This window comes from Endozoicomonas gorgoniicola, assembly GCF_025562715.2.
GTDB lineage: Bacteria > Pseudomonadota > Gammaproteobacteria > Pseudomonadales > Endozoicomonadaceae > Endozoicomonas_A > Endozoicomonas_A gorgoniicola.
Window position 1 is genome coordinate 5,506,059 of the sequence record NZ_JAPFCC010000001.1, and the last position, 13,039, is coordinate 5,519,097.

6 protein-coding genes are annotated in these 13,039 nt (G+C 51.0%); 3 read left to right on the top strand and 3 right to left on the bottom strand.

What is annotated here, in order from left to right; all coding sequences use genetic code 11:
- Positions 1–12: 12 nt before the first annotated feature.
- Both rpoB and rpoC read left to right on the top strand, forming a co-directional pair.
- A complete protein-coding gene (gene rpoB / locus NX722_RS24755; protein ID WP_262565536.1) occupies positions 13–4,092 on the top strand; it encodes a DNA-directed RNA polymerase subunit beta in 4,080 nt (1,359 codons plus the stop codon).
- Between the two features lie 57 nt (positions 4,093–4,149).
- Positions 4,150–8,361 (top strand): DNA-directed RNA polymerase subunit beta', encoded by a 4,212-nt coding sequence (gene rpoC / locus NX722_RS24760; protein ID WP_262565537.1) that lies wholly within the window; start codon positions 4,150–4,152, stop codon positions 8,359–8,361.
- A 181-nt stretch (positions 8,362–8,542) separates the two neighbouring features.
- Here the strand turns inward: rpoC and NX722_RS24765 are convergent, their stop codons facing one another.
- The gene (locus NX722_RS24765) at positions 8,543–10,261 is read right to left on the bottom strand and encodes a choice-of-anchor I family protein (protein WP_262565538.1); all 1,719 of its coding nucleotides are present in this window, start codon (positions 10,259–10,261) and stop codon (positions 8,543–8,545) included.
- A gap of 126 nt (positions 10,262–10,387) precedes the next feature.
- Positions 10,388–11,074 carry a hypothetical protein gene (locus NX722_RS24770; RefSeq protein ID WP_262565539.1) on the bottom strand — a complete coding sequence of 229 codons (687 nt, stop codon included), beginning with the start codon at positions 11,072–11,074 and terminating at the stop codon, positions 10,388–10,390.
- A 147-nt stretch (positions 11,075–11,221) separates the two neighbouring features.
- Here NX722_RS24770 and NX722_RS24775 point away from each other — a divergent pair, with 147 nt between their 5' ends.
- Positions 11,222–12,589, top strand: coding sequence for a sodium-dependent transporter (locus NX722_RS24775; RefSeq protein ID WP_262565540.1), 1,368 nt, complete (start codon positions 11,222–11,224; stop codon positions 12,587–12,589).
- A 38-nt stretch (positions 12,590–12,627) separates the two neighbouring features.
- Here NX722_RS24775 and NX722_RS24780 read toward each other — a convergent pair whose 3' ends face one another.
- The gene (locus tag NX722_RS24780; RefSeq protein WP_262565541.1) at positions 12,628–12,993 is read right to left on the bottom strand and encodes a hypothetical protein; all 366 of its coding nucleotides are present in this window, start codon (positions 12,991–12,993) and stop codon (positions 12,628–12,630) included.
- Positions 12,994–13,039 lie beyond the last annotated feature (46 nt).

Genomic DNA, 13,039 nt, shown 5'->3' on the forward strand with positions numbered 1-13,039 from the left:
TGGGGAACGCTGATGGCATACTCGTATACAGAGAAAAAACGCATCCGCAAAGACTTCGGCAAACTGCCGCATGTCATGAATGTGCCGTATCTTCTGGCGATTCAGCTTGATTCTTATCACAAGCTGCTGCAAACCGGAAAAGAATCGGCCGCGCGTGAAGACATTGGTCTGCACGCTGCCTTCAAGTCCGTATTTCCCATTGTTAGTTACTCTGGCAATGCGGCGCTGGAATATGTGAGCTACAGGCTCGGTACTCCGGCTTTTGATGTCAAGGAATGTCAACTTCGTGGTGTCACTTACGCAGTACCTCTGCGTGTAAAAGTGCGCCTGATTATCTATGACAAAGACTCCGCCAACAAGGCGATCAAGGACATCAAGGAACAGGAAGTCTACATGGGCGAAATTCCGCTCATGACTGAAAACGGTACCTTTGTTATCAATGGTACTGAACGTGTAATCGTATCCCAGCTGCACCGTTCTCCGGGTGTGTTCTTCGACCACGACCGTGGTAAGACTCACTCTTCCGGTAAGCTGCTGTACTCCGCCCGTGTTATTCCTTACCGTGGCTCCTGGTTGGATTTCGAATTCGATCCAAAGGACCAGCTGTTCGTACGAATTGACCGTCGTCGTAAGCTGCCTGCCACTATTCTGCTGCGTGCCCTGGGCATGGGCAACGAAGAAATTCTGGATTACTTCTTCGACACAGTACCTTTTCAGATTGGTTCAGAGAATGTAAGTACCGATCTGGTGGCTGATCGTCTGCGTGGTGAAGCGGCAAGCTTTGACATAAAAGACAACGAAGGTAATGTAATCGTTGAGATGGGTCGTCGTGTGACTGCACGTCACATCCGCCAGTTGCAGAAAGCAAACATCCAGCGTATCGAAGCTCCGGTAGAATACGTCTACGGAAAAGTCCTGGCTAAGACCGTTGTGCACCAGGCTACTGGTGAAATCGTTGTTGACTGTAACACCGAAATCACTACGGAAGTTTACGAAAAACTGCTGGCTGCTGGCGTTAAGCGTATTGAAACCCTGTACACCAATGAGTTGGACTGTGGTTCCTATATCTCTGACACCCTGCGTGCTGACACCACTACTAACCGTCTGGAAGCACTGGTAGAAATCTACCGTATGATGCGTCCGGGTGAGCCGCCTACACAAGAAGCTGCCGAAGCCCTGTTTGGTAACCTGTTCTTCTCTGCTGAACGCTATGATCTGTCTGGCGTTGGTCGTATGAAGTTCAACCGTCGACTGGGTCGTGAATCTGATACTGGCCCGGGTGTACTGGATAATCAGGATATCGTTGATACCCTGAAAACCCTGGTAGACATTCGTAACGGTAAAGGCGTCTGCGACGATATCGACCACCTTGGTAACCGTCGTGTCCGTTCCGTTGGTGAAATGGCTGAAAACCAGTTCCGTGTTGGTCTGGTTCGTGTTGAACGTGCCGTTAAAGAGCGTCTGAGCCTGGCAGAATCTGAAGGCCTGATGCCTCAGGACCTGATCAATGCCAAGCCTGTGGCTGCTGCAATCAAAGAATTCTTTGGTTCCTCCCAGCTGTCCCAGTTTATGGACCAGAACAACCCGCTGTCCGAGGTAACTCACAAGCGTCGTGTATCTGCATTGGGCCCTGGCGGTCTGACCCGTGAACGTGCAGGCTTTGAGGTTCGAGACGTACATGCTACTCACTATGGCCGGGTTTGTCCGATTGAGACCCCTGAAGGTCCAAACATCGGTCTGATCAACTCCCTGGCAACTTACGCTCGTGCCAACGACTACGGCTTCCTGGAATCCCCATACCGTAAGGTTGTGGACGGTCAGGTAACGGATCAGGTTGATTACCTGTCTGCGATTGAAGAAGGCGAGTTTGTTATCGCACAGGCTTCTGCCGGTCTGGATAATGACAACCGTCTGACTGAAGAGCTGGTTAACGTACGTCACCGTGGTGAAACTCACCTGATGGGTCCGGAAAAAGTTCAGTACATGGACGTTTCCACCAAACAGGTAGTGTCTGTAGCGGCATCCCTGATTCCATTCCTTGAACACGACGATGCTAACCGGGCCCTGATGGGATCGAACATGCAACGTCAGGCGGTTCCAACCCTGCGTGCTGACAAGCCGCTGGTTGGTACGGGTATGGAGCGCAATGTAGCGTCCGACTCCGGTGTCTGCGTAGTAGCCCGCCGTGGCGGTTATGTTGATACCGTTGACGCTGCTCGAATCGTTATCCGTGTAAACGATGACGAAGTTCAGCCAGGTGAAGCGGGTGTAGATATCTACAACCTGACCAAGTACACACGTTCTAACCAGAACACCTGCATCAACCAGCGTGCGCTGGTGAAAAATGGCGAAACTATCGCTGCAGGTGACATCCTGGCTGACGGTCCTTCCGTCGATATGGGTGAACTGGCTCTGGGTCAGAACATGCGCGTGGCATTCATGCCATGGAACGGTTACAACTTCGAGGACTCCATTCTCATCTCTGAGCGTGTGGTTCAGGAAGACCGTTTCACCACCATCCACATTCAGGAACTGACCTGTGTGGCGCGTGATACCAAGTTGGGACCAGAAGAAATTACTTCTGATATTCCAAACGTGGGTGAGTCCGCTCTGAACAAGCTGGACGAAGCCGGTATCGTGTACGTGGGTGCTGAAGTAGGCGCAGGTGATATTCTGGTTGGTAAGGTAACGCCTAAGGGTGAAACCCAGCTGACTCCGGAAGAAAAACTGCTGCGTGCGATCTTCGGTGAAAAAGCCTCTGACGTTAAAGATACGTCTCTGCGTGTACCAACCTCTGTTAAAGGTACCGTGATTGACGTACAGGTATTCACCCGTGACGGCGTTGAAAAAGACAGCCGCGCCCAGGCCATCGAAAAGGCGGCACTGGACGAATACCGTAAAGACCTGAACGAAGAGTTCCGGGTGGTTGAGGAAGATACCTTCGACCGTCTGCGTGAAGCTCTGCGTGGTCAGTCTGTAGATCGTGGTCCGGCTCTGGCGAAGGGCGACACTATCTCTGACGAATATCTGGATGGACTGGAACACGAACAGTGGTTCAAACTGTCCATGTCTGAAGAAACTCTGAACGAACAGCTGGATCTGGCCAGAGAACAGCTGAAAGAACGTCGTGCTCAGCTCGACGAGCGTTTCGAAGACAAGAAGAAAAAGCTGCAAACTGGCGACGACATGGCACCAGGCGTGCTGAAGATTGTTAAGGTTTACCTGGCTATCAAGCGTCGTATCCAGCCTGGTGACAAGATGGCGGGTCGTCACGGTAACAAGGGTGTTATCTCCATCATCATGCCTGTGGAAGACATGCCGCATGATGCGGAAGGTAACCCGGTCGATATCGTATTGAATCCGCTTGGTGTTCCGTCCCGTATGAACGTTGGACAGGTGCTGGAAACTCACCTGGGTGCAGCTGCGCGCGGTTTGGGTCACAAAATCAATCGTATGATTGAGTCCCAGAAGAAAGTGGCTGAAATCCGTGACTTCCTGGATCAGGTCTACAATGGCGTAGGTGGCAGCCGTCGTCAGGAAGACCTGGATTCCTTCTCTGATGAAGAAATCATGGATCTGGCGAAGAACCTGCGTGGCGGCGTTCCAATGGCTACCTCTGTATTTGACGGAGCCAAGGAATCCGAAGTTAAGGAACTGTTGCGTCTGGCTGACATGAGCGACACCGGTCAGGTGACTCTGTTTGACGGTCGTACAGGCGACTCCTTTGACCGTCCGGTAACCGTTGGTTACATGTACATGCTGAAGCTCAACCACCTGGTTGATGACAAGATGCACGCACGTTCTACCGGTTCTTACTCTCTGGTTACCCAGCAGCCGCTGGGTGGTAAGGCCCAATTCGGTGGTCAGCGATTCGGTGAGATGGAGGTATGGGCACTTGAAGCATACGGTGCCGCCTACACCCTGCAGGAAATGCTGACAGTTAAGTCCGATGACGTGGCTGGTCGTACCAAGATGTATAAGAATATCGTCGATGGGGACCACCGTATGGAGCCCGGAATGCCTGAATCCTTCAACGTACTGTTGAAAGAGATTCGCTCTCTGGGTATCGACATCGAGCTGGACACCGAATAACAAAACGCGAGGGAAGGCAGTCGGGAAGACTGCCTTTCATTGCGAGGAGATGCGATCTTGAAAGACTTGCTGAATCTACTCAAGACCCAGGGCCAAACTGATGAGTTTGACTCTATTCGTATCGGTCTGGCTTCCCCAGAGATGGTACGTTCCTGGTCTTACGGCGAAGTTAAAAAGCCGGAAACCATCAATTACCGTACGTTCAAGCCTGAGCGTGACGGCCTGTTCTGTGCCAAGATTTTTGGCCCGGTTAAAGATTATGAGTGCCTGTGCGGTAAGTACAAGCGCCTGAAGCACCGTGGTGTTATCTGCGAGAAGTGTGGCGTAGAAGTTGCACTGGCTAAAGTACGTCGTGACCGTATGGGTCACATCGAACTGGCCAGCCCGGTGGCTCACATCTGGTTCCTGAAGTCCCTGCCATCCCGTATCGGTTTGCTGCTGGACATGACCCTGCGTGATATCGAACGTGTTCTGTACTTCGAATCTTACGTAGTGGTTGATCCGGGTATGACTACCCTGGAAAAGAACCAGCTGCTGTCTGACGAACAATACTACGAAGCTCTGGAAGAGTTCGGCGACGACTTTGACGCGCGCATGGGTGCGGAAGCGATCAAAGCCCTGCTGAACGACATCGACCTGGGCGAAGAAGTGGAAATGCTGCGTGAAGAAATTCCGCAGACTAACTCTGAAACCAAACTGAAGAAGCTGTCCAAGCGTCTGAAGCTGGTTGAGGCGTTCCACAAATCCGGTAACAACCCGGAATGGATGATTCTGACCGTTCTGCCGGTTCTGCCGCCCGACCTGCGTCCTCTGGTACCTCTGGATGGTGGTCGTTTCGCGACGTCTGACCTGAACGATCTGTACCGTCGTGTCATCAACCGTAACAACCGTCTGAAGCGTCTGCTCGACCTGAACGCGCCTGACATCATTGTCCGCAACGAAAAGCGTATGCTGCAGGAATCTGTAGACGCGCTGCTGGACAACGGTCGTCGTGGTCGTGCGATCACCGGTTCTAACAAGCGTCCTCTGAAATCCCTGGCTGACATGATCAAGGGTAAGCAGGGTCGTTTCCGTCAGAACCTGCTGGGTAAGCGTGTAGACTACTCCGGTCGTTCCGTAATCACCGTAGGTCCTACCCTGCGTCTGCACCAGTGTGGTCTTCCTAAGAAGATGGCTCTGGAGCTGTTTAAGCCGTTCATCTTCGGCAAGCTGGAAGCCAAAGGTCTGGCGACCACTATTAAGGCTGCCAAGAAGATGGTTGAGCGCGAAACACCTGAGGTGTGGGACGTTCTGGCTGACGTAATCCGTGAACACCCGGTGATGCTGAACCGTGCGCCAACCCTGCACCGTCTCGGTATTCAGGCGTTCGAACCGGTTCTGATTGAAGGTAAGGCGATTCAACTGCACCCGCTGGTGTGTGCGGCGTACAACGCTGACTTCGACGGTGACCAGATGGCGGTACACGTACCACTGACTCTGGAAGCCCAGCTGGAAGCCCGTGCCCTGATGATGTCCACCAACAACATCCTGGCACCCGCAAACGGCGAACCTATTATCGTACCTTCCCAGGACGTGGTACTGGGTCTGTACTACATCACCCGTGAGCGTATTAATGCCAAGGGTGAAGGCATGGCATTCGTGGACATCCGCGAAGTGATGCGCGCTTACCGTACTGGTGCTGTTGAGCTGCACGCTCGCGTTAAAGTACGTGTCAGCGAAAAATACAAAGACGACGATGGTGTAGAACACGATCGCACCTTCCTGGCGGACACCACTGTAGGTCGTATGATTCTGTGGGAAATCGTTCCGGAAGGTCTGCCTTTCGAACTGGTCAACCAGACCATGAAGAAGAAGGCCATCTCTCGTCTGTTGAATACCTGCTACCGTAACGTTGGTCTGAAAGAAACGGTTGTCTTTGCTGACCAGATGCTGTACCTCGGCTTCAACTACGCGACACTGTCCGGCGCATCCATCGGTGTGAACGACTTCGTTATCCCTGATAACAAGAAGGACATCATTCGTGACGCCAATGAAGAAGTTCGTGAAATCGAAAACCAGTTTGCTTCCGGTCTGGTAACAGCGGGCGAGAAGTACAACAAGGTGATCGATATCTGGTCCCGTGCCAACGAAATGCTGGCCAAGTCCATGATGGACAACCTGAAATCCGACACCGTCCTGAACAAGCAGGGCAAAGAGGAAGAACAGGAATCCTTCAACAGCGTTTACATGATGGCGGACTCCGGTGCTCGTGGTAGTGCCGCACAGATTCGTCAGCTGGCGGGTATGCGTGGTCTGATGGCCAAGCCAGACGGCTCCATCATCGAGACCCCAATTACCGCGAACTTCCGTGAAGGTCTGAACGTACTGCAGTACTTCATCTCTACTCACGGTGCTCGTAAGGGTCTGGCGGATACCGCTCTGAAGACTGCGAACTCCGGTTACCTGACCCGTCGTCTGGTAGACGTGGCGCAGGATCTGGTGGTGACGGAAGACGACTGTGGTACCACCAACGGTCTGATGATGACACCGCACATTGAAGGCGGTGACGTGGTTGAACCTCTGGGTGAACGCATCCTGGGTCGTGTTGTGGCTGTGGACGTATTCAAGCCAGGTACTGAAGACGAGATTGCTATTCCAGCCGGAACCCTGATCGATGAAGCCTGGGTTAAACGTCTGGAAGGCATGAACGTCGATGAAATGAAAGTACGTTCTCCGATCAGCTGTGACACTCGCCACGGCATCTGTGCCAAGTGTTACGGCCGTGACCTGGGTCGTGGACATCTGGTTAACAAGGGTGAGGCTGTTGGTGTTATCGCTGCTCAGTCTATCGGTGAGCCGGGTACACAGCTGACCATGCGTACCTTCCATATCGGTGGTGCTGCGTCTCGTAACGCTGCTCAGGACAACATTACTGTTAAGAACAAGGGTGTTGCCCGTCTGCTCAACATGAAGTCTGTTGAGCGTAAAGACGGAACTCTGGTTTCTGTGAGCCGTTCCGGTCAGCTGGCGATTGCTGACGAGTTTGGTCGTGAGCGTGAGCGTTACAAGCTGCCTTATGGTGCTGTTGTATCCGTTAAGGAAGACGCTGAAGTCACTTCCGGTCAGGTGGTAGCGAAGTGGGATCCTCACACTCACCCAATTGTGACCGAACTGTCCGGTACTGTTAAGTTCCTGGGCTTTGAGGAAGGCATTACCGTTAAGACCCAGACTGATGAACTGACCGGTCTGTCCAACATCGAAGTGATGGATCCGAAGGATCGTCCTTCTGCTGGTAAGGACATCCGTCCTGCGATCCAGCTGCTGGATGCTAACGGTAAAGAGCTGAAGCTGCCTAACACTGACGTACCTGCGCAGTACTTCCTGCCAGCAAACGCTCTGGTGAATCTGGCTGACGGTGCAACGGTAGAAGTGGGTGACATCGTAGCCCGTATTCCGCAGCAGTCCGGCGGTAACAAAGATATCACCGGTGGTCTGCCACGAGTGGCTGACCTGTTTGAAGCGCGCAAGCCGAAAGAACACTCTATTCTGGCTGAAATCACCGGTACTATCGGTTTCGGTAAGGAAACCAAGGGTAAGAAGCGTCTGGTGATCACTCCAAACGACGGTAGCGATCCGTACGAGGAGCTGATTCCTAAGTGGCGTAACCTGAACGTGTTCGAGGGTGAGCAGGTGACCAAGGGTGAGGTTATTTCCGATGGTCCTACCAACCCACACGACGTTCTGCGTCTATTGGGTGTCAGTGATCTGGCCCGCTACATCGTTAACGAAATCCAGGACGTATACCGTCTGCAGGGTGTAAAGATTAACGATAAGCACATCGAGACTATTCTGCGCCAGATGCTGCGCAAGGTTGAGATTGCTGACACGGGTGATTCCACGCTGATCCGTGGTGACCAGACTGAGTACACGACGGTACTGGAAGAGAACGATCGTCTGATTGCTGAAGACAAGTTCCCTGCCAAGTTCGAACGTGTTCTGCTGGGTATCACCAAAGCGTCTCTGGCAACAGAGTCCTTCATCTCTGCGGCTTCCTTCCAGGAAACCACACGAGTTCTGACTGAAGCGGCGGTAACCGGTAAGCGTGATTACCTGCGCGGTCTGAAGGAAAACGTTGTGGTTGGTCGTCTGATTCCGGCAGGTACCGGTCTTGCTTACCACGCTGAGCGTAAGAAAGGTCGTGAAGAGCCAGAATTTGAAGCGCCGGTCAAAGTGTCTGCTTCTGATGTGGAAGCCGCTCTGTCTGAAGCGCTTAACTTCGGCGAAGCGTGATAAGAAGCGTGATAAGAAGTGTGATCAACAGTGTGCGCCTTCGGGCGCACCGTTGAGTATTTATATTTCTTTTCGGGAAGCAGACCTCTCTGCTTCCTGCTTTTCCCGGACTGTTAATGACAGTTCGCAGGATGTACTCCATTCCAAAAGTCTCTCAACTTCTCTGTATTCTTAAAGTATTTCAACGAAGCTCATAGATCAGCGTGGTTCCTGACACTTCGTGCCCAACAACCAGTAGTGGGTTCCCTGTAGGGCTTTCTTCCGCAGAAACAAACACCATTCCCTCCGGGGATAAGTCACCCGATTTCTCAGGCTGCTCAGCAGCATCGACGGTAAAATCCCGATTGTGAACATAGCGAACATATTCTGGTGACTTTGGATGAGTGATGTCATACATAAAAATACCCCCTGTTCGCTCAAGCCCTATGAATGCATAATGTCGCCCATTGATTTGCCCGAGCGCCAGTGCTTCAGGCTCAGGGCCTTTATCGTCACTGCGGCTATCGCCTCTGGTCTTATCGTCATTATTATTGAAGTCAGCTCCCAGGATATCAGCGGTGATTCGCTCAAAATCATCACCCGAGTCAAACATAAGATTGCCTTTTGCATCCCATATTGAGAAAGAGCGACCACCGTAAGAGTAAAGCTTTTCGTACTGTCCGTTGTTATCTGCATTACCCAGGGTATTAGTAATTTTCAACCGTGCCAGTCCCGCTGAACTTTGTGATTTTTCGGCATTAGGATGATCAGGGGAGACCTTGATTTTTTTGACCCGGACTTCTTCAGAAAAGCCAAGACAGCCGTCTTCTTTATTAAATTTGAGCCCGCCTGAAGCAAGGCACTCTTTTTTGGAAAGGCTGTTGTACCAGTAGTCTCTGGCATCCCCTTCATTAGCGCTGACCACAAAGGTTTTGCCATTAACCGTATAGGAAGCAATGGTGTCGGGTTGATACATGCCGTATACACCAGACCATTTTTTCAGGTTTACACCGTCCTTATCGCTAAGGTCTGTCAGGAAACGACCAAAATCTTTAAAGCCCAGCGGTACTACTTTTGCCACTTCAGCTTTATCAATATCAATAATTGCCAGAGCGTTATTTTCCTGCAGGCTGACAAAAGCGGTCTTTGAGTCATCAGACACGGCTATATATTCCGGTTCAAGGTCCTGAGCAACGGATGCATTCCGGCCAAATACTCGCACGTTCTCATCCAGCTCCGCATGCCTTGCTCCACCCTTGTTAAAATCTGCAAAACTGACCCGGCGTACTTCACCTACGGTGCCATTGTCGTGAATTTCAACGATACTGACTGAGCCTTCAGGGTCGACCTTGTAATCATCGGATGGCTCGCCTTCGTTGGCTACCAGAGCATAATGACCGTCTGGTGTGATCGTCACCATATCGGGTAGCTCGCCAACATAGACGTAATCCCTGAAAGTCACCCGACCGGATTGATTGACCTCAAAAAGCATCAGCACACCCTGCTCCTGTTTGTTTTCAGCTTCGACGACAACCGCTAGAAGATCACCATGCAAAGCAAGGCTGTTTGCATTGCCCAGAGGAATCCCTGGTAAAAAGCGTTGAAGGTTAATGAAGCCGCGTTTAGTCAGGTTTGAATTCGTAAGAGGGTTGGGCAGTCGCTGACTGCTTAAGTGGCTGGCATCCAGAATATCGATGGTTTTGCTGCCTGAATTAATAACAAAAACTGACTGACTGCCTGAATGCCAGCTAATAATTTCTGCGGCTCCATCATGAAAAATTCCTGAAGCATAGCGCCCTACAGGTTGCATGTCCGGATGTCGAGCCGTTTCCCTTTGATGTTTTGGTGCACACCCTGTCAGAACGGTTGTCAGGGCTACGGTAGTCAGAAGCAGGCTGCCTTTGAGAGACTGAGGTTTCATTTTCTTACCTGTCGTTTTTATTGTTCATAAAGCAGCGTTATAGCATGAGAAGATGATAAGCAGATGACAAGCTGGCTTATACAGGATGTGGGATTGAATGGCTTTCTGGAGGAATCCTGTCCGGAGTTAGAATTGATCCACAATCGCCCAGTTTGGATTGCCGTTAAGGTAGTTTACCAGATCTTTTGGCAAGGCCCGTCTGGCATCAATAGCCATATAATTGTGAATCAACGCAGTGGAGCGGCAGGCTGTCTGGTAAAGGGCGATGGGCAGGTAAGTGCATATCGCTCCCGAAAACCATCCTGAATGTCCGGATTGAAGTTCGGCAGGCGGTTGCCCGGTACAGTTTACACAAAGGTATTTCGCATAATGTATGGCTTTTGCTCCAAAACAGGCATCCCCAAAAAATGATGAAACGGTGCTTGAAACACTGTAGGTTCCCCTTGCTGATGTTCGGCCGACGCTATGCACATATTTTGCTGATTCGTTCATGCAAACCCAGATATGGCCAATAGAAGCGGCTTTTGCCGGAATCATTTCATCGTTAAGGCGAAAAACGGACCAGACATCATTAAACTCTTTCTCTACGGTCAGGTCACAGGGCAAAAGCCTTTTGGAGAATCCCAGGGATCGGACCATATCGAAAATAGCCGGGATCCGATTCTGTGTCAGTGCAGGCTGAGCGACGACAGCAATATGAAAGTTCAGGGCTTTGGTAATATCCTGGTCTTTACCGTGCCGAACCAGAATATCCCCCTTGCATAAGGTGAATATCTTTTTCAGTGTATTCATCTTTTTTGTTGCTGTTCCCATGAATGACCACCTCCCAGCATGACAAAACTCCATCACCACCTATAATAGCGGCTGATTGAAGTGCCGATTCTGCCAGACGTTGTATACTCAATCTGTCCAGTGTCTACCTCTCCTTATTCCCCGCATAAGTCTTTATTGAGACATACCATGTCAACATCTGAACCGGAAAATGAAATCTGGGAAAGCAGGTTAACTTTTGTGCTGGCGGCCTCAGGCGCTGCAATAGGGCTGGCTAACCTGTGGCGCTTTCCTTACATTGCTATTCAATACGGTGGGGGAGCTTTTATTCTTGTCTATCTGTTGACTGTACTGTTTCTGAGTCTGCCGCTTATGATAGCTGAGGTCGGTCTGGGTCGTTATTCCCGCAGTGACCCAATTACAGCCATGGCGTCTCTGGCTCGCCATGCTGGTAGTTCGCGTGGATGGGGGAGTATCGGCATCACAGGTGCTGCTGCCAGTCTTATTATGCTCTCTTTTTATAGTGTCGTTGGTGGTTGGGCCATAGCTTACATGTTCAAATCTTTCAGCGGCACTTTTGCGGGAATGGATGCGACCAGTATTTGTGATTATTTTGATGATATGGTCAGTGACCCGGTTGCCCTGACTGTCTGGCACTCGGTGTTTATGCTGGCCACCATTATTATTGTTGCCTTTGGCATTCATAAGGGGCTTGAAAACAGTCTTAAGGTTATGATGCCTGCAATGATTGTCATCCTGCTGCTGATGCTTGTCTACGCAATTACTGAAACGGGGCAGTTTGGTCGTACAGTGGCATTCATGTTCAGGCCTGATTTCAGCAAGCTCACTATTGACGGTGTAATAGCGGCAACGGGGCAGGCATTTTTTACCCTGGGGTCTGGCTTATGCATGATGATGACTTATGGAGCCTATATTTCAAAAAAAAATAAAATCCTGACAACAAGCCTGGCCGTTGTCGGGTTTGATACAGCGGTCGCAATTCTGGCTGGTCTTACCATTTTTCCGGTAGTGTTTGCCTTTGGTCTTGAAGCGCGCTCAGGTCCGGGTCTGTTGTTTGTATCCCTGACGACGGCACTGGCACAAAAAACCTTTGGTGCTCTGCTGGGCGGCACAATTTTTATATTGGCGAGTATTGCTGCGCTCAGCAGCTCTATTTCCCTGATGGAGCCTGCTGTTGCCTGGTTGCAGAAGGGTTTTTCCATCAAGCGCTTTTGGGCTGCCGGTGTTGTTGGTTTTCTGGTCTGGTTGTTGGGGCTGGGCAGTGTGTTCTCTTACAATATCTGGTCAGGCGTGGACTACCAGTGGTTTGGCAAGTCATTCTTTGATTTGATGGTTTATTTAACAACCAGTTTGATGATGCCACTGAATAGTCTGATGATTGCGCTGTTTGTTGGCTGGAAAATGGGACGCAACCGTATGGCTGGCTTGCTGGATATGGCTGGTATCCCGCTCAATATCTGGATGTTTTCAATCCGTATAGTTGCCCCGTTGATGATTGTATTCATACTGTTGATGTCTCTTGGTTTATACCGCTAGTTGCACTCTTTGAACCGTTGGGGAAGGGCGGGAAGGGATTAAGGACCCAGCTTCCAGAGCTGTATCGGTAGCTGATAATGGTTGACAACCTTTTGCAGTCGATCCCAGTGCTGCTGATCAGACTCTGAGTTAAGGATCAACACAACACCGGCTTTCTTGCCTGTCAGCATGGCGTAGTCCAGCGACTGACCAATGGCCTCCTGCCATTTACTGGCGAAATCCATTTCGATGGCATACTGTTCTGTCAGGCAGTCTACCCTGCGGCCATCCGGCAAGCGCTGCTCGATCTTGCCACCTCTGCCTTCGCACCAGACCTTCTGATACCAGATTTCCCCGGGGCGGGAGGCGCTGCTAAGGCTTGATGTATATAAAAGAGTGCAGAAGAGCAAAGAGGCTTTTGGCATAGGGTTCGTCCAGTGAACTGTCATTAACAGTGTAGGACGAAGTGTG